15 protein-coding genes are annotated in these 17,493 nt (G+C 53.3%); 12 read left to right on the top strand and 3 right to left on the bottom strand.

Going from position 1 to position 17,493, the window contains the following annotated elements; translation table 11 throughout:
* The first annotated feature begins 360 nt into the window (after positions 1 to 360).
* Positions 361 to 732, top strand: coding sequence for a type II toxin-antitoxin system PemK/MazF family toxin (locus tag FMM72_RS07945; protein ID WP_024730116.1), 372 nt, complete (start codon positions 361 to 363; stop codon positions 730 to 732).
* 165 nt (positions 733 to 897) lie between these two features.
* Here the strand turns inward: FMM72_RS07945 and FMM72_RS07940 are convergent, their stop codons facing one another.
* The 3 genes from FMM72_RS07940 to FMM72_RS07930 all read right to left on the bottom strand — a co-directional run bounded on the left by FMM72_RS07940 (position 898) and on the right by FMM72_RS07930 (position 4,016).
* Complete coding sequence (locus tag FMM72_RS07940; RefSeq protein WP_160208161.1) at positions 898 to 1,737, bottom strand: YjjW family glycine radical enzyme activase; 840 nt, start codon at positions 1,735 to 1,737, stop codon at positions 898 to 900.
* Positions 1,734 to 3,236, bottom strand: a complete 1,503-nt coding sequence (locus FMM72_RS07935) for a YjjI family glycine radical enzyme (RefSeq protein WP_160208162.1) — start codon at positions 3,234 to 3,236, stop codon at positions 1,734 to 1,736. The genes FMM72_RS07940 and FMM72_RS07935 overlap by 4 nt, the downstream gene beginning before the upstream one ends.
* 75 nt (positions 3,237 to 3,311) lie before the next feature.
* On the bottom strand, positions 3,312 to 4,016 hold the full coding sequence (locus FMM72_RS07930) for a Crp/Fnr family transcriptional regulator (RefSeq protein ID WP_160208163.1): 705 nt from the start codon (positions 4,014 to 4,016) through the stop codon (positions 3,312 to 3,314).
* 453 nt (positions 4,017 to 4,469) lie between these two features.
* Between FMM72_RS07930 and FMM72_RS07925 the strand changes: the two genes are divergently transcribed.
* The 11 genes from FMM72_RS07925 (at position 4,470) to FMM72_RS07875 (ending at position 17,474) form a co-directional block, all read left to right on the top strand.
* Entirely contained in the window at positions 4,470 to 4,907 is a 438-nt protein-coding gene (locus FMM72_RS07925; protein WP_160208164.1) for a cytidine deaminase, read from the top strand.
* 111 nt (positions 4,908 to 5,018) lie between these two features.
* Positions 5,019 to 6,152 (top strand): BMP family ABC transporter substrate-binding protein, encoded by a 1,134-nt coding sequence (locus FMM72_RS07920; RefSeq protein ID WP_162221101.1) that lies wholly within the window; start codon positions 5,019 to 5,021, stop codon positions 6,150 to 6,152.
* Between the two features lie 272 nt (positions 6,153 to 6,424).
* A complete protein-coding gene (locus FMM72_RS07915; protein ID WP_160208166.1) occupies positions 6,425 to 7,960 on the top strand; it encodes an ABC transporter ATP-binding protein in 1,536 nt (511 codons plus the stop codon).
* The gene (locus FMM72_RS07910) at positions 7,957 to 9,084 is read left to right on the top strand and encodes an ABC transporter permease (protein ID WP_160208167.1); all 1,128 of its coding nucleotides are present in this window, start codon (positions 7,957 to 7,959) and stop codon (positions 9,082 to 9,084) included. Before FMM72_RS07915 ends, FMM72_RS07910 begins: the two co-directional genes overlap by 4 nt.
* On the top strand, positions 9,074 to 10,000 hold the full coding sequence (locus tag FMM72_RS07905) for an ABC transporter permease (RefSeq protein ID WP_160208168.1): 927 nt from the start codon (positions 9,074 to 9,076) through the stop codon (positions 9,998 to 10,000). The genes FMM72_RS07910 and FMM72_RS07905 overlap by 11 nt, the downstream gene beginning before the upstream one ends.
* Positions 10,001 to 10,299: 299 nt before the next feature.
* Positions 10,300 to 11,055 carry a polysaccharide deacetylase family protein gene (locus FMM72_RS07900; RefSeq protein ID WP_160208169.1) on the top strand — a complete coding sequence of 252 codons (756 nt, stop codon included), beginning with the start codon at positions 10,300 to 10,302 and terminating at the stop codon, positions 11,053 to 11,055.
* Between the two features lie 158 nt (positions 11,056 to 11,213).
* Entirely contained in the window at positions 11,214 to 12,482 is a 1,269-nt protein-coding gene (locus FMM72_RS07895) for an FAD-dependent oxidoreductase (protein WP_160208170.1), read from the top strand.
* A gap of 483 nt (positions 12,483 to 12,965) precedes the next feature.
* On the top strand, positions 12,966 to 13,781 hold the full coding sequence (locus tag FMM72_RS07890; RefSeq protein ID WP_162221100.1) for an ABC transporter ATP-binding protein: 816 nt from the start codon (positions 12,966 to 12,968) through the stop codon (positions 13,779 to 13,781).
* A gap of 139 nt (positions 13,782 to 13,920) precedes the next feature.
* Positions 13,921 to 14,649: an ABC transporter permease gene (locus FMM72_RS07885; RefSeq protein WP_257431014.1), complete on the top strand. Its 729-nt coding sequence runs from the start codon at positions 13,921 to 13,923 to the stop codon at positions 14,647 to 14,649.
* 17 nt (positions 14,650 to 14,666) lie between these two features.
* On the top strand, positions 14,667 to 15,704 hold the full coding sequence (locus tag FMM72_RS07880; RefSeq protein ID WP_162221099.1) for an ABC transporter substrate-binding protein: 1,038 nt from the start codon (positions 14,667 to 14,669) through the stop codon (positions 15,702 to 15,704).
* A 564-nt stretch (positions 15,705 to 16,268) separates the two neighbouring features.
* Positions 16,269 to 17,474, top strand: coding sequence for an RtcB family protein (locus tag FMM72_RS07875; protein ID WP_160208174.1), 1,206 nt, complete (start codon positions 16,269 to 16,271; stop codon positions 17,472 to 17,474).
* The last annotated feature ends 19 nt before the right edge of the window (positions 17,475 to 17,493 follow it).

Here is a 17,493-nt window from a genome sequence, read left to right as displayed (position 1 = left end):
CGATGAATTCTTTCGGGAGTCTATCAGGCCGGACGACGGGCGCATGATAAAAAATAACCGTCCAGCAACTGTTTTTTATAGATTGCGTTTTGCAATCTATAAAAAATTGGCCATCCACGCCGTCCCCGGCGCGGGGCTGTTTGATTAAAATGCATCTGCCCGCAGAGCGGGCAGATGCGCAAAAAATAGTTGCGAAGCAACTATTTTTTTGTCAACGCTGTTTAAAAAACGCCCAAGATGATCAAAATATGGATGCATGAGCATGCAATATATTTCAGCGCGGCAGCAGGCCTGTTTGAGAGCTTTCAGCCAGGTGATGAGACGGCCTTGAACCGCCAATAGCCACGGAGAGTGATAAACGTGACCGTAAAAAGGGGAGATATCTACTACGCGGATCTAAGTCCGGTGGTGGGTTCCGAGCAGGGCGGCGTGCGCCCGGTGCTGATCGTACAAAATGATGTTGGAAATCGATACAGTCCCACCGTGATTGCTGCGGCGATCACCAGTCAAAAGGATAAATCCAAGCTTCCGACTCACATTGAAATCAATTCGCAGGTATGCGGGCTTTCACGTGATTCGGTCGTGCTGCTTGAACAGATCCGTACCATTGATAAACGAAGGCTGAAAGAAAAGATGGGCAGGCTTGACGACGGCTCCATGGGGCAGGTCAATCATGCTCTGTCGATCAGCTTTGGGCTTGACGGTTTTGGCAATCCGCTTGCGCCTACATAAAAACTTACGTAGGCGAACCGCTGCGCCCCGTGAATGCACTGTGTATAAAAAGGCCGGCGCTTTTCTTGCGCCGGCCTTTTCCCAATCGTAAAAAGAAAAAAATGATACCTTATTATATATACGCAACATCCCCACCGCAGACATCAGCCTGCGGTGGGGGTGTTGTCAAGTCAGAACGATATTGTTAAATCCAGCGGCGCGCGCATAATCGGCGTGCGCCTGCATGGTTTCAAGGGAGGGGGAGGGCGTCTCGGACAGGCGTCCGCGTACGCCGTTTTTGCGGAAAGTAATCAGTTTAAGCCGAGTGCCCGCCCTGCGCGCTCCGATTGTCCGGGCGATCCCGTCGATCGCCGCGCGCGTGTCAACCAGTTCGTCAATACAGACGATGCGAATTTCCTCCAGCTTTTCATGTTCGCTGAGATAACCAAGGTTTTTCTTTACATTGGCATTGTCGGAGTCCGTGAGCGCGCGATGTATTTCGCTGTCCCATGCTTTGACATCGAGCATCACGCCGTCGCAGACTTCCATCAGTGCGGGATATGCGGCCAGATCGACAATGCCGTTACTGTCCATCAAGCAAGTAAGGCCCTCTTTTTGCGCCATCGCAAACAGCTCTGTCAGAAAATCGGCGCGCAGGGAGCATTCACCGCCGGAGGTCGTAATGCCGCGTATGAACGGGATGTTTTTGCGCACCTCATCCATCACCTGCTGCGGGGTCATGGTTTTGACACGGGGCGAAGCCAAATGCGGGCAGGTGATGATACACGCGTCGCATTCAACACATTTGTCCGCATCCCATACGACGCGGCCGTCCGCCATAGAAAGCGCCCCCTCAGGGCATCCCGGGACACATGCGCCGCAGTCGCGGCACATATTCTGCGTCTCGGGATTGTGGCAATAGGCGCAGGCGATGTTGCACGCCTGAAAGAAAACGGAGGTGCGGCTGCCCGGTCCGTCGACCGTGCTGAAAGGGATGATGCGATTGACCGGCGCTGTTAACGTCATGCCATCCTGACCTTTCTCTGCGCAAGGCGGTTTACATCGTAGTTCGGTGCGCCCAGATGTGTTGTGTTCTGAAGCACAACCTCTTTGTTGCGGTATTTTTCCATCTCGCTGCGTTTGACCAGATAGCCTGTGATACGCACCAGGTCAGCGTCGCCCGCATAGAAGCTCATGTAGTGAACGCCCGTTTGGAACGCGCCTTTTACAACGTCGAGCAGCGCAGCTGGATTCCGGCTGACGTTGGTCGCGATCGGGAAGATATCGCCGACGCCTGTCGGGAAGTACTTGTGGAACTTGGCGCAATGGCGCAGATGCTCCGCAAAGGATTCCGGCTCATCGCCGACCGGGATACGCACGCCGGAGGTGATGCCGAGATCGGAATCAAGCCCCACCTGTGCGTGTAACATGAACTTGCCGCCGGCGATCGGGGAATACTCCGCGTCAAAGCCGCTGACAATGCGCTCGATGGCGTCCATGATGCGCACGCCAAGCGCGTCGGCGTCAGGATCGCTGCCGTAAAGCTTGCCGGTGCCCTTCAAAAGCGTGTTGACGCCTTCGGCCAAGCCGGTAACGCCGAACATGCCGACAAAGCGGTCCTTGGAGAGCAGCCCTTCTTTGACGAGGAAGTTGGAATCAAAGAAGCCGGACTGCTCGACGATGAAGCGGATGCGCTCATTCATATAATCGGCGATGAGGCCAAGGCACTCGGGGAGCAGCTCATCAAAGAAGTGGTCGATATCGCGCGCTTCCTCGGCAAGCTTTGTCAGAGTGACGCGTGTCAGCGTGTAAGCGCCGCCGCATATCGGCAGGATGTTGTAACAGCTGGAAATTCCATAATCGTCGTAGGTATCCTTGTTCGCCTTGTGGTTGCAGATGGCGGGATTGGAGCAGACGAGTGAGCAGTCGATCGCCGCCTCCATGAAATCATCCGGCGTGATGTCGGGATCATACTTGATCGTCAGGTTCGGGACAGCGTTCTGAAACTCTTTTTCAACCTGAAGGATCAGCCAGCCGGCGCGCGTGGCCTCGGGTCCGATGTTCGCGTGGCAGAACGAGTCGGTGATCGTGCGGTCGAGATAGGTCATGAACAGGCGCAGCTTCTTGAGGACTTCCTCGTCGCTGAGTCCCTCGATGAACGGATCGATCAGTTTGTCAATATTTCCAAGATAAACCGGGAAATTGGTGATGGAAGGGACGTGGCGATAAAGGATCATGAGGGAATACAGCAGCTCATCCAGATCCTTCGGCGGGTCAATCTTCAAAAAGGCGCTGCCGTTCTTGACGAAACGCTCATAGTCCGGCATAATATAGCGCGGACGGTACGGCGCGCCGCCCTCGAACAGGTCGTTGATCGCGCCGGTGCTGAAATAGTGGCGCGCCCGCTCGGGGATATTGAGCACGTCAAGTCCGTTTTCGGCGCATTTGGCCAACTGCATCAGCTTCTGCTCGTGAGTCAGAGAGCGGGATGAAACAATTTTGTAGGCGTTTTCCTTGTCAAACATAACCTTTACCTCCAAATTTTTAATGGCCGCCGTCTCGGGCCTGTATGCGTATCTGGTTTGACGTTCATACGGGCATTACTTCAACGTGCGGTGTTCAAGCTCGGTTGTGAGCATTTCGTACTGTTTAGCTGTCAGGCGGACCTTCCCGCGCTGAATGGTCACAAACCCTTCCTCCGCAAGCTTGCGCAGGCTGCGGTTTACAGTGCGCGTGCAGAATCCGATTTCCTCGCTGATGGCGGGCCGCGTCATGGCGACCGTGGCCGCCGCGCCTTTTTTGGCGTTTTTTTCGTAGTAACGCGCAAGAAACTGCATCATGCGCGCGGTGCCGTCGAGAAAGAGCGAGCGGCGTTCCTGCGCGGTCTGCCGGACGAGGGTTTGTAGGACGCTGCGTACCCGCGAGAGAAACATGCGTCCGTCGCGCATCATCCAGTTCATATAGGTCTGTGCAGAAATCACAAGCAAGCGGCAACGTGTTTTTGCCTTGACCTCGGCCAGATAAGAGGTCATTTCACTGAGCACCTCATATTCGCCGAACAGCTCGATCGCCTCAAAGTCCCAAAAGGCATACGTGTTGTAACCGGGCTGCGACGCGAGCGTGGTTGTCTGTCCCTCCAGAAGGATATATACCGATCCACACGGGTCGTCCTGGCGAATCAAAAATTGACCGGCGGGGAGTGTAAGCGGCGATACGGGCGCATCGGCGGGAAAATTGGCAAAGAAGCGTTCAAGCTCGCTGCGCAGCGGCTCGTTTTCCCGCGCCAAATAGTCCGCCAATCTCATTTCGCCACCTCCTGAATCCAATTATAATCGGGCGGACCATCAAAAAAAAGGACGTATGTCCTTAAAAACGATCTTTGGATAATCGCACAATTATATGCGCCAAGCTATGGACATTGTGCCGAACATCGTGGCTGTATGATTTATGAGTTGCAGAGTTGGCCGCCATTTGTTATAATAATCACACAAAACATCATGCTTGAATTTGTTTGTCTAAACGTTGGGTAAACAAATGTTTATGACAACATCAACAAATATAAGCTCATGCTTTCAGGCCATATGGTAAAATATTGTTTTTTTGACTTTACATTTTAAATTTTTATGATATACTAGATAAAAATCGTCAATGTGAACAATAAATCACCCAAGAGAGTGGATGAAACATCACGAATCTATAAAAATGCCTTTGTTATATGGGATAAATATTGTTCATTGATTACTGCTTGGAGGGTACATATGGATAAACAGGAGCTTATTAAACTTGCTTTTGAGGCGCGCGAGCACAGCTATTCCCCCTATTCCGGCTTTTGTGTAGGCGCGGCGCTTTTGACATCGGGCGGCAGGGTTTACCAGGGCTGCAACGTTGAAAACGCGTCCTATGGCGCTGCGATCTGCGCGGAACGAAACGCCGCAATGAAGGCCGTTTATGATGGAGAACGGCGTTTCGAAGCGATTGCAATCTGCGGTTATCCGCGCGACGGCCGTCCGGAGGACGCCGGTTTCGCATATCCCTGCGGTATTTGCCGCCAGTTTCTCAGAGAGTTTTGCGATCCTAAGCAGATGAAAGTCTATGTCGCACGCACGCCGGACGATGTACTGGAATCGACGCTTGAGGACATGATGCCGCATTCATTTGGGCCAGAGGATCTGATCGGCGACGCGCCTGGCGTGTGAGCGCGGCCGCTCCTGGAGGTTTGTTCACCCGCCCTTTTTACGGGCGGGCGTTCATAAAAACATCCCCCATTTGGGGGATGTAAAACACTGTAAAAGCAAAGGAGAAACAAAATGAAAAAACTGCTCAGCTCTGTTTTGGCAGCGATCCTGGCAGCCGGTATGCTGACCGCATGCGGCTCCAAGCCGGCTGAAAGCACGACTTCGCAGGCTCCGGCCGGCGACGCTTCGACCGCGCAATCCGCCGCGCCTGCGGGCGACGAGGCTTCCACTGCGGAAGACGGCTCGACCGCCGCTTCCGGTGATTTTTCGGCAGCGATGATCACCGACGTCGGCGGTATCAATGACGAATCCTTCAACCAGTCCGCGTGGAGCGGTATGGAGCAGCTTGAAGCGGACAAGGGCGTTTCGGTCAGCTTCCTCGAATCCAAAAAGGACGCCGACTATGCGCCGAACCTTGAAAAGAAAACAGACGAGGCTCCCGACATCATCTGGGGTATCGGCTTTCTGATGAAGGACGCCATTCAGGCGGCCGCCGAAAGCTATCCGGATCAGCTCTATGCCCTTGTTGACGATCAGTTCGAGGAGGGCACTGTCCCGAATGCGATCGGCGTTGTGTTCCAGGCGGAGCAGTCCTCCTTCCTGGCCGGTTACGTCGCGGCCAACAAGACAGAGACGGATCATGTCGGCTTTATTCTCGGCATGGATTCCCCGACAATGGACCGCTTCAAATACGGTTATTTCGCGGGCGTCCAGTATGGCGCGAAGGAGCTTGGCAAGGAGATCCCCTGCGAGTATCAGCTCGCCGAGAGCTTCAGCGACTCCGCCAAGGGCAAGGCGATTGCTCAGAAGATGTACACAGACGGCGTTGACGTGATCTTCCATGCGGCCGGCCAGACCGGCTCCGGCGCGATCGAGGCCGCCAAGGAAATGAACAAGATGATCATCGGCGTCGACCTCGACCAGAACTGGATGGCTCCTGACAATGTCATCACCTCCGCTCTTAAGAATGTCGGCAATGCGGTTTATAACGTCACCGAGCGCGTCATGAACGGCGAGCAGCTTGGCGGCACAAATGTTATCATGGGTCTTGCTGAAGGCGGCGTGGGCCTTGCTCCGTCCTCCGATAAGCATCTGTCCGCCGAGCTTCTTGCAAAGGTGGCTGAGCTTGAGCAGAAGATCATCGACGGCGAGATCGTTGTTCCTTACACCGAGGGCGACTACAATACGTTTGTCGCGTCCCTGTAAGAACTTTACCCGGACTGCCTGTCCGCGTAAGATAACTGTTTTGGCGTCGGGACAGCCCGTGCGCAGGCAATGCCTGCGCACGGGGGCGTTCCCCGGCTGAGACAGTTTTTTTTTAGAAAAGTTCCAGAAAGTATCCCCTGAAAAGGGGGTGCTGGCGCGGGCTCGGTATTGATAAGCCATGCGCCGGCGGCCTGTTCCGGCCTGTGGCTTATCAATATGGAGGACGCGGCGGCTGCGCGTCTTTCGGGAAACCTGCAAGGAGGAGGATGATTATGGCAGCAGATAACCCTCAATACGCAGTACAAATGAAGGGCATTTCCAAATTCTTTGGAAGCTTCTGTGCGCTCAACCACGTGAATTTGGATGTCAAAAAGGGTACGATTCATGCATTGCTTGGTGAAAACGGCGCGGGTAAGTCAACCTTGATGAATGTGCTGTATGGTTTTTACAGAGCGGAGCAGGGTGAGATTTATCTTAACGGAGAAAAAGTTGATATAAAAAATCCAAGCGTCGCAATCAAGCATGGTATCGGCATGGTGCACCAGCACTTTATGCTTGTTGAAAATTTCACTGTGACACAGAATATCATGCTTGGCGCCGAAACGACAAAATCGCTTGGTGTTCTTGATATGGACGCCGTTAAAAAGCAACTGGTCGAGTTGTCGGAAAAGTATGGGCTGTATGTTGATCCAGACGCAAAAATCCAGGATACATCTGTCGGTATGCAGCAGCGTGTCGAAATTCTCAAGGCGCTCTACCGCGGCGTCGATATCCTGATCCTCGACGAACCAACGGCTGTTTTGACGCCGCAGGAGATAGAGGAACTGATCGCAATCATGCACCGCCTGACCGACGACGGCAAGACGGTTATCATTATTACACATAAGCTGGCTGAAATCAAAAAATCCTCGAATTACTGCACAATCATCCGCCGCGGCCAATATATCGATACCGTCGATGTTTCCAAGGTGAGCCAGGAAGATCTGGCAACTATGATGGTCGGACGGCAGGTAACGCTGCATATCCAAAAGGAAAAAGCAAAGCCGGGCGATGTCGTTTTTAGCATTGATAATCTTTTGGTGCGCGACGCGCGCGGGATCGCAAAGGTAAACGGCTTGTCGCTAAATGTGCGTGCCGGCGAGATCCTGGGGATCGCGGGTATCGACGGCAACGGCCAGAAGGAGCTTGTCGAGGCGATCACAGGGCTGACAAGGGCGGAGAGCGGCACGATTTCCATCAAGGGCGATCAGATTCAGAACACACCGCCGCGCAATGTTTTGGAGCATGGCGTCTGTACAATTCATGAGGACAGGCACAAACGTGGGCTTGTTTTAAATTTCACCGTGGCGGAAAACATGGTGCTTGAAAATTACCGCAAAGAGCCATTCAGCAAAGGTCCGATTTTGAACTTGCCCAAAATTCAGGAAAATGCCAAGAAACTGACTGCGGAATTTGATGTGCGCCCTGCGGGTTGTGAAAAAACGCTGGCCCGTGCGCTCTCTGGTGGAAATCAGCAGAAGGTCATCATTGCGCGCGAAGTGACAAACGACCCGGAGCTGCTCATCGCCGTACAGCCGACCCGCGGACTCGATGTCGGCGCGATTGAGTTTGTGCACCGTTCGCTTGTGGAGCAGCGCGACAAGGGAAAGGCCGTTCTGTTGATTTCTCTGGAATTGGATGAAGTTATGGATCTTTCCGATCGCATCGACGTGCTGTATGATGGAAAGATTGTGGGAGAGCTTGACGCCGAAGGCGCCGATGAAAATGAAATCGGGCTTCTTATGGCGGGAGGAGGCGCACAGAAATGAGATCGAAAGTCGTAAGTCTTTTGAAAAAACCGATGACCGGCATTATCATTTCGGTGTTTGTCGGCTTCATTGTGGGGGCGATCGTCCTTGGAGCCGCCGGATACAACCCAATCGAAGCGTATGGGTCCATGTTCGGCGGTATGTTCCGAAAACCGAAATATGTTTCGCAGATCATTATTAACGCGATCCCGATTATTCTGACCGGCTTGAGCGTATCGTTTGCCTTTAAGACGGGATTATTTAATATCGGCGCTGAGGGTCAGTATATCATGGGCACTGTGACGGCGGCGATGCTTGGTTATTATCTCTCCCTGCCTGGCATTATCCATCCGGCGGTCATTCTGGTTGCGGCCTTTTTGGTCGGCGGCTTGTTTGGCGCGCTCGCCGGCTGGCTGAAGGCGCGCTTCGGCGTCCATGAGGTTATCTCAACAATCATGCTCAACTGGATCGCGCTTTATTTCAACAACTTCATCCTTTCCTTGCCGGGGGTGAAAAAAACTGGTACCCAGGCGTCCTATGAAGTGCTTGAAACAGCGCGTCTGACCTTTATGGGGGCGTGGAAAAAGTCGGACGCAGGCAAGGATTTTATCCGGAACAACCCCATCTGGGGCGACTTTATGCGTACGGATGTCCATTGGGGCGTTTTGATTTCGATCATCGTTGTTATTGTTGCCTGGTATTTCTTAAACCGCACGACAAAGGGCTTCGAGCTGAGGGCGGTTGGCTTTAACCAGTATGCGGCTGAATTTGCCGGTATCAACGTCAAAAAGAACACAATTATTGCCATGTTCATTGCGGGCGGCATCGCCGCGCTGGCCGGCGCAATCCATATTCTCGGCACCAACCCTTTCAGGATCAGTGTTCTGCCGATCACGGAAGGATATGGCTGGGATGGCATCTCCGTTTCCCTGATTGCGAACAACAATCCAATAGGATGTATTCTATCGGGCCTGTTGTTCAGCGGACTTAACTACGGCGGCGGATCGATTCAGTCGGATATCGGCGCGCCGAGTGAAATCATCGACATCATGATCGGCTCGATCGTATTCTGTGTGGCGCTTGTATCGATCTTCCCGATGATTGCCGACAAGATCAAGAGAAAGGGTGACGCACATGCTAAATAACATCTTGCTGGCGATCAATATCACGCTGATGTATTCCGCGCCTTTGATTTTCGCTGCGCTTGGCGGCGTCATCACACAGCGTTCCGGCGTTGATAACATCGGTATCGAGGGTATGATGACCTTTGGCGCGTTTGCAGCGGCGTCAGTTGGTTATTTTACAGCAAATCCATGGCTTGGACTTTTGGCCGGCGGTCTTGCCGGCGCGGCGTTGGCGGTGTTTCATGCTGTCGCAGCGATCCATTTACAAGCCAATCAAACAATTTCAGGCGTTGCAATGAACTTCATCGGCCCAGGACTTGCTTTGTTCCTTTCCCGTATGTTTTTTGAGGGTGCAACGCAGACAAAGCCTGTTCCAAACAAGCTGCCGAAAGTTCTTTCAATGTTCGGGCTTGACACATCGAATCTGACCATCAATGCGATCAACATCGACATCACGGTTCCAATTGCGTTTTTACTCGTACTTATCATGTGGTTCTTCCTGTATAAGACCAAGTGGGGCTTGCGGGTACTCGCCTGCGGCGAGCATCCGGCCGCGGCCGATTCGCTCGGCGTCAATATTTATGTGGTTCGTTATGTTTGTACGATTCTTTCCGGCCTGTTTGCGGGCTTCGGCGGAGCGGCTATGACGCTTGCAGTTGTTGCGAACTTTAGCCCAACCGCGATTTCCGGTCATGGATTTATTGCTCTGGCGGCTGTTATTTTCGGAAAATGGTCGCCGCAGGGCGCCTTGCGGGCCTGCCTGCTGTTCGGTTTTGCGCAGGCGCTGGTCGTTATGCTGGGCGGTATGGATTATATCCCGTCACAGTTGCTCGCAATGTTGCCGTATGTATTGACGATCATTGTTCTGGTTTTGTTCGTTGGACGTTCCGAAGCTCCAAAGGCCAATGGAACCCCGTATCGAAAGGGCGAACGTTGATATTGGCTTATTCTGTTCTTTGAAAGGAAGTCTAACCAACATTTCATTTTGTTGCAACGCGAACAACGGATAAAAAAGAAAGCGCGGCGTCTCTATTCGGAGATGCCGCGCTTTCTTGTGAACAGGCGTCTGCAGCATATCCATATTCGCGATGAGTTGGAACAAGTCAGCAAGGCTCTGCTGGAATAGATGCATGTGCATTCAAACAGCCACTCATTGTTAGACGGCGGCAAAGATGGGGATGCTGTGCCTGAATGAATGAAAATTCTTGTGCATACACATACTCAGGAGGGATCTGTATGTATAGGGTGTTTGCATTCAAGCGCGCCTTGATGGGCGTTTTATGCCTGCTGATTGCTGCGCTGATCCTGCTTGGCACAGCGGTGAATATCATGCCAGTCGGCGCGTCGCAGCGTGCGCTGCCGATCTATTCCGTTGAAACGGAAAAGCCGCTTGTCTCGCTTGGAATCAACTGTGCGTGGGATGACAGCGATATCGACCGCCTGCTGGAGCTGCTCGACCGGCACGGCGTGGAAGCGACATTTTTCTTTGTCGGCGATTGGTGCGACAAATATCCTGATGCGGTCAAAAGGATTGCTGCCGCCGGACATGAACTTGGCAGCCACTCCGACACGCATCCGGATATGACAAAGCTTTCACGTGAACAGATTGAACAGCAACTAGCGCGTTCCGGAGAAAAAATTGAGATGCTGACCGGTATACGGCCGACCTTGTTCCGTGCGCCGTCTGGTGCATACGACAACGAGGTCGTCCAGACTGCACGGGCGCTTGGCTGGGAGGTTATCCAATGGTCGAACGACAGCCTGGATTGGAAGGGACTGAGCGCGCAGGAAATTTCCACGCGCGTCATTAAACAGGCGGCGCCCGGTGATATTATGTTGTTTCATGCTGGAAAGCCGAATACAGCCGCGGCTTTGGACACGGTCCTGACAGAGCTGACAGCGCGCGGATACCGGTTTGTGCCAGTGGGAGAGCTGATCTATCCGGCGCCATATACGCTTGACCATACAGGCAGACAGTTTGCAGGCGGATAGCCGCCCATAAAGCTTCATGCATTGTGGATGCGCCGCGATTATAGGCAAAATTGGCGACACATGCAGTGGGGCAAAAGACCCGCCCAGACAGCGTTCAACAGGCGAATACAGGTCCAAAAACAAAGCGGGACGGATACCCGCGGAAAGGCGGTGGCGGTATGACGGCTGTAACTGTCGGCGGCGGATGGGCCGGCTGTGCGGCCGCGCTTGGTGCGGCAAAGGCCGGCGTGCGCTCCGTGCTGCTTGAACGGACAGATCAATTGCTTGGCACAGGACTTGTGGGTGGAATTATGCGCAACAATGGGCGCTTTGTGGCCGCAGAGGAATTGATTGCAATGGATGCAGGGGCGCTGTTTTTACTTGCAGATGAAAATTCGCGCCACAGAAATATTTCCTTTCCGGGGCACATGCACGCATCCCTATATGATGTGATCCGTATGCCGGCTCTGGTACAGGGCCTTTTGGAGAAAGCAGGCGTGGAGATCCATTTCTGCACACGTGTCACAGCTGCACAAATGGACGGCGCACGTATTATATCCGTCAGTACGCAGGATGGCCAGACATTGAGCGGCGACCAGTTTATTGATGCAACCGGAACAGCCGGCCCGATGGCCAACTGCGCCAAATATGGAAACGGCTGCGCGATGTGCGTGCTGCGCTGCCCGTCGTTCGGCGGACGGGTCAGCCTGACGGCACTTGCGGGTGTGAAGGAACTCTGCGCAGAACATGCCGGCGCGCCGTCTGGGGCGATGAGCGGCTCGTGCAAGCTGCTCAAGGAATCGCTTTCCCCAAAGCTTACAGCACGGCTTGATCAGGAAGGAGTCGTCATCGTTCCGATCCCAGCTGAAATGGCGGCCGACCGTTTGGCGCTCAAGGCATGCCAGCAGTATGCGCTGCCCCAGTTCAAAAACAGCCTTATTTTGCTTGATACAGGCGGCGTCAAGTTGATGTCTCCGTATTTCGGCCTGCGCTGCCTGCATATGCTTCCGGGTTTTGAAAACGCGCGCTATTTGGACCCATGTGCCGGTGGCCGTGGAAACTCCATGCGCTTTTTTGCCATGGCTGCGCGCGACGACGCCATGCATGTGGCTGGTGTGGAAAACCTGTTCTGCGCCGGAGAGAAAGCCGGACTGTTTGTTGGTCATACAGAGGCGATCGTCACAGGGACATTGGCCGGGCATAATGCCGCGCTGGCAGCGTGCGGCCAGACGCCGCGTGCCTATCCGCGCGATCTGGCTGTCGGAGAAGCAATCGCGTGGACGCGTGAACAGATGGCGCAGCCCAAAGGACTTGAAAAGCGGTATACCTTTTCCGGCGCGTCGCTTTTGGAGCATCTCAGGGAATGTGGACTCGACTGCGACGACCGTGACGCAATTCGGGAGCGTGTACGGCTGACCGGCGCACAAAATTTTTTTACACGTGCCTGATTGTGAAAGAAACGGCCGGCATATCCTGATTTAGAAGGATATGCCGGCCATTTCAATTTGAAGATAGAGGGACAGTATCGATCGCTCAGGCTCTTTTGATCGCGCGCCCGATACGGCGCTCTTTTCGCCGATGGGCAGGAAAATGCCGTCAAGACTGCAAATGGAGCCGCCGGCTTTGAAAGGATGGTACAGGGCTGTGCATACATAGCGGGCCACCCAATCGGACATTTCGGCGCTGCCCAGCCAAAGCACCGGACAGGCGCGCAACACCTCGTAGTTTCCAGTTTAAGCGTCAAAAGCGCAGAGGGAACAGCAGCGTTTAAAAATGCGGCTGCCAAAGATAAAAATTGTTGTTTCGGACAAGCCTGTACCAGTAAAGACAGGAACCGAAACAGCGATTTTTTTGTATGATGGAAAGGCGGCTTTCTTATCGCGCTGCGGTTGCGGCGTGTGAAGCGCAAACCATGAAAAGGAGATTCCATTATGTCGCCTTATAAAATTCAGGTATGCGGCGTGAGCAAATGCTTTCGCCGGGACGGCGCGCAGGTGCAGGCCATGCGGCCGACCAGTCTCAATATCGAGGAAGGAAAATTTATCAGCATCATCGGGCCGAGCGGCTGCGGAAAATCGACGCTTTTCAATATCATCGCGGGGCTGACCCTGCCAACCGAAGGCGACGTACTTGCCGACGGGCAGAGTATCATAGGCCGGTCCGGTTATGTCGGCTATATGCTGCAAAAGGACCTGTTGCTACCATGGCGCAGCATCCTTGACAACATCATCCTTGGTATGGAGGTGCGCGGCGTACCGCGCATGCAAGCGGTGGCCAAGGCCATGCCGCTGATAGAAAAATATGGACTCAAAGGGTTTGATGGCCATCATCCAAGCGAACTGTCTGGCGGTATGCGTCAGCGCGCCGCGCTGCTGCGCACACTTTTGTACGATCGGGATGTGCTGCTACTTGACGAACCGTTTGGCGCGCTTGACGCGCAGACGCGTTTATCCATGCAGAATTGGCTGTTGCAGATCTGGAGCGACTTTAAAAAGACGGTATTGTTTGTAACGCATGACATCGATGAAGCGATCTACCTTTCGGACGATGTCTATGTGTTTTCACCGCGTCCCGGCTATATCAAGGAAAAGATCACAGTGGATCTGCCGCGTCCGCGCACGCCCGCGGCGATGACATCGGAACCATTTATGCAGCTTAAGCACCAGCTGCTGGACCTTTTGGCACAGCCGGCGGAGGAAGTGGACCAATTTTATGAAGATCGGGGGGAGAAAGATGGAAGCGACTGAAAAAGCGGACCGGGCGGAGTTGACATACCGCCGGGGTTCAGACATAAAAACACCTTGTGTACACACCGCCGTGAGGCGGATTGCTTCAGAGCCGCATCCCCACAGACGTAACCGGATCATTCGGGCCGGGCGCGCCGCTGTGGCGGTACTGCTGCTGTTTGTCTGGGAGGTTTTTACACGGATCGGCTGGCTGGATCCATATTATTGGAGCCGCCCAAGCACCATTCTTAAAACAGCGGCCGTACAGCTTTCACAGGGAACGCTGCTGATGGATATCGCTTATACGTCGGGTTCTACGATTCTGGGCTTTGCACTCGGCACAGTGATCGGCTCGGCGCTCGGGCTGACCTTCTGGTGGTCGAAAACGTATGCTGGAATCAGCGAGCCATATCTGATCATTTTAAATGCCCTGCCAAAGCTTGCTCTTGCGCCAGTGCTCGTCATCCTGTTTGGAATTGGGTTTCCGTCCAAGGTGATCTTAGCTTTCTCAATGACGGTCATTGTATCGGCTCTTTCCGCCTATAGCGGCGTGAAAAGCGTTGACCCGGCGATGGAGACGCTGCTTTATTCGTTGGGAGCCAATCGCTGGCAGGTATTTTCCAAAGTGGTGGTGCCCTGGTCAATGCCATGGATGGTCAGCAGCCTGCGTGTTAACATCGCATTGGCGCTGGCAGGAGCGATTGTAGGAGAATTTATTGCGTCGAGCCATGGTGTTGGGCGCATGGTCATCTATGCGGGGACGATTTTGGATATTAACCTCGTCTGGGTGGGCGTTATGGTGCTTTCGATTCTCTCAATGGCGATGTATTGGGGTGTAATCCTTCTGGAAAAAAGCCTTTCCAAACGTCTTTCAATCATTCAATCATAAAGCTTAGGAGGAACAGTATGAAACGATTTCATCTCAAACACGCGGGCCGTGTCCTGCTGGCTGCCCTGACAGGCGCGGCGGTCGCGCTGCTGCCCGGCTGCGGCGCGGCCGGATCTGCGGACGCGCAGGCGCAGACACGAAAGCTGGTAATCGCCGAGCCGGTACACCTGATCGGATATCTGCCGCTGTATGTCGCGCAGCATGAAGGATATTTCGCCGAACAGGGGCTTGATGTGGAGGTGATCCAGGCGACAGGCGGCGCGCATGTCACTGCGGTCATCAGCGGCGATGCATGGGGCGTGATAGGCGGCGTTGATTCCAATGCGCTCGGCAGCAAAAACAGCTCCGACCCGGTGGTCGGCGTGTGCAATGTGGTCAACCGCGCAAACGTGTATCTGGTAGCCAAGGAGGGCCTTGCGCCGTCCGGTAACAGCGATGATGACCTGCGCGAATTTTTGCGCGGCAAACGCATCGTAGCGGGCCGTCACGGCGGGTCGCCGAATCTGCTTACCCGTTACTTGCTCATCAAGCTCGGGCTTGATCCGGATCGTGATGTACAGCTTCTTGAGCCGGCCGACGCGGCGACTGTAGTTGCAATGCTCCAGCAGGATGCCGGCGACATCGGAAACGGCGGCGAGCCGCAGATCAGCGAAGGCGTCTCGGCCGGCGTTTGGGGTGAACCGTTTTATAAGTTCCCTGATTTGGGGGATTTCTCCTATTCGGTCATCGGCGTAAAACGCTCCACCATTGAAAAGGACCCTGAAACGGTTCAAAAATTCACCAATGCGATGCTCAAGGCGCTTAAAGCTGTGCAGGAGGATAGGTCGCTCGCTGAACGCGTCCTTAAAATTGAGTTCCCGACGCTCAGTGACGAGGCGCTCAAGGCTTCACTCGACCGAGCATATACGGATAATCTTTGGAGTCCAGACGGTGTCATTTCGCGCCAGGCAGTTGACACGGATATGGATGTGTTGATCCAATCAAAGGTTTACGAGGGAGCGTATGACTATCATGAACTGGTCGATATGCAGTTCGTCGAAGCGGCACAGCCGTAGCTAAAATACCGAAAATATGGGCAGGGCGCACTGTAGCCGCAGTTAAATAGGTATGAAGGATGGAAAATAAATTGGAAAATTTCTATTGACAACATTTATTACATTTGGTATAATACGGTCATCGGCATAAAACACATTGAAAGGAAATGGAGGGGACTGCTATGACAGCGATTATGTATATCAGGCAAAACTGCTTTGGACTGCACAGTGATGTTCATTGCTACAGGCTTTTTGTGATGCAGGATTCGGTTTATATAACCATGCGTTGTAAGGGCAGGCCCGAGAATCCCGGATAATGGGTTGATTGTGTCCCCGTATATACATCGTATTTTGGAAACACCGGCCGCGGCGTCACTGTCCGCGTCCGGTGTTTTTGTTTTTGTACATTTGTAAGACAGCAATTGTAACTGAATAGACGCCTGTATGGGCGCTCGGCTTTCACATGGAATTGGTGAGGGCCTAGTTGGTTATATTGTATACAAATAGTAATATCTTAACAGAAAGCCAGCCAGTCAGGCGACAGACTGATGAATGATGACGAAGGAAAAGGAGGGCCGCCGCCCTATGTTAGAGGTTAAAGGAAAATATAACAGCGCAAAAATTTTTACCGATGTAGTTGACGAAGCATCGGTCGCGCAGGTGATTCAACTGTGTAACCAGTCGTTTACAGATGGCAGCCGCATCCGCATGATGCCCGATATTCATGCGGGCGCGGGATGTACCGTCGGTACGACCATGACGATTACCGACAAGGTCGTGCCGAACCTTGTCGGCGTCGATATTGGATGCGGGATGGAAACGGTGCATCTGCGGGAACAACATTTGGAACTTCAAAAGCTTGATAAACTGATCAGAGCGAAAATTCCGTCGGGATTTTCTATCCGTGAGAAGGCGCACCGCTATTTTAATGAAATCGACCTGACAGAGCTTTACTGTTACCGCCAGATTAACCCGCTGCGTGCGGAAAAAAGCCTCGGGACGCTCGGCGGAGGTAATCATTTTATCGAGGTCGACCGCGATGATGAAGGCGGACTGTATCTTGTGATCCATTCAGGCAGCCGGCATCTGGGGCTGGAGGTTGCGGCCTGTTATCAGAACGAGGCCTACCAGAGGCTCAATAAAAGCAGCAAATCCGATGAGGCTGCACTGATCGCACAGCTCAAAACAGAAGGCCGCGAGAAGGAAATTCAAAAAGCGATCAAGAAACTGAAAAATACAAAACAGACATCGATCCCGAAACCGCTGGCCTACGCCGAAGGCGAGTTGTTTGAACAGTATATCCATGATATGCGGATCATCCAGCGCTTTGCTATGCTCAACCGCCGCGCGATAGCCGACGACATTCTGAAAGGGATGGGGTTGCATGCACAGGACAGTTTCACGACGATCCATAATTATATCGATACTGATGCGATGGTTCTTCGCAAAGGGGCTGTTTCTGCAAAGGATGGCGAACGCCTGCTGATTCCGATCAATATGCGCGATGGCAGCCTGATCTGTATCGGGCGCGGCAATGAGGATTGGAATTGCTCCGCGCCGCATGGCGCGGGCCGCCTGATGAGCCGGTCACAGGCCAAACAGAGCTTTACGGTATCGGAGTTTAAACATCAAATGGATGGAATTTATACAACTTCTGTTGGAAAAGCTACGCTTGATGAATGCCCGATGGCTTATAAGCGCATGGAGGATATTGTGTCAAATATCAGTGAAACAGTCCATATCGAACGGATTATCCGTCCGGTTTATAACTTTAAAGCCGGTGAGGAATAAATAAAAAGGGAGGACAGTT

Source organism: Anaerotruncus colihominis (assembly GCF_010206195.1).
GTDB classification, from domain to species: Bacteria; Bacillota; Clostridia; order Oscillospirales; family Ruminococcaceae; genus Anaerotruncus; species Anaerotruncus colihominis_A.
This window is presented reverse-complemented; position numbering and strand designations above follow the sequence as displayed.

Excerpts from the sequence above, each read along its gene's own strand:
- FMM72_RS07940 (WP_160208161.1), bottom strand. The coding sequence starts at position 1,737 with ATGACGTTAACAGCGCCGGTCAATCGCATCATCCCTTTCAGCACGGTC.
- FMM72_RS07935 (WP_160208162.1), bottom strand. The coding sequence starts at position 3,236 with ATGTTTGACAAGGAAAACGCCTACAAAATTGTTTCATCCCGCTCTCTG.
- FMM72_RS07930 (WP_160208163.1), bottom strand. The coding sequence starts at position 4,016 with ATGAGATTGGCGGACTATTTGGCGCGGGAAAACGAGCCGCTGCGCAGC.
- FMM72_RS07925 (WP_160208164.1), top strand. The coding sequence starts at position 4,470 with ATGGATAAACAGGAGCTTATTAAACTTGCTTTTGAGGCGCGCGAGCAC.
- FMM72_RS07920 (WP_162221101.1), top strand. The coding sequence starts at position 5,019 with ATGAAAAAACTGCTCAGCTCTGTTTTGGCAGCGATCCTGGCAGCCGGT.
- FMM72_RS07915 (WP_160208166.1), top strand. The coding sequence starts at position 6,425 with ATGGCAGCAGATAACCCTCAATACGCAGTACAAATGAAGGGCATTTCC.
- FMM72_RS07910 (WP_160208167.1), top strand. The coding sequence starts at position 7,957 with ATGAGATCGAAAGTCGTAAGTCTTTTGAAAAAACCGATGACCGGCATT.
- FMM72_RS07905 (WP_160208168.1), top strand. The coding sequence starts at position 9,074 with ATGCTAAATAACATCTTGCTGGCGATCAATATCACGCTGATGTATTCC.
- FMM72_RS07900 (WP_160208169.1), top strand. The coding sequence starts at position 10,300 with ATGTATAGGGTGTTTGCATTCAAGCGCGCCTTGATGGGCGTTTTATGC.
- FMM72_RS07895 (WP_160208170.1), top strand. The coding sequence starts at position 11,214 with ATGACGGCTGTAACTGTCGGCGGCGGATGGGCCGGCTGTGCGGCCGCG.
- FMM72_RS07890 (WP_162221100.1), top strand. The coding sequence starts at position 12,966 with ATGTCGCCTTATAAAATTCAGGTATGCGGCGTGAGCAAATGCTTTCGC.
- FMM72_RS07880 (WP_162221099.1), top strand. The coding sequence starts at position 14,667 with ATGAAACGATTTCATCTCAAACACGCGGGCCGTGTCCTGCTGGCTGCC.
- FMM72_RS07875 (WP_160208174.1), top strand. The coding sequence starts at position 16,269 with ATGTTAGAGGTTAAAGGAAAATATAACAGCGCAAAAATTTTTACCGAT.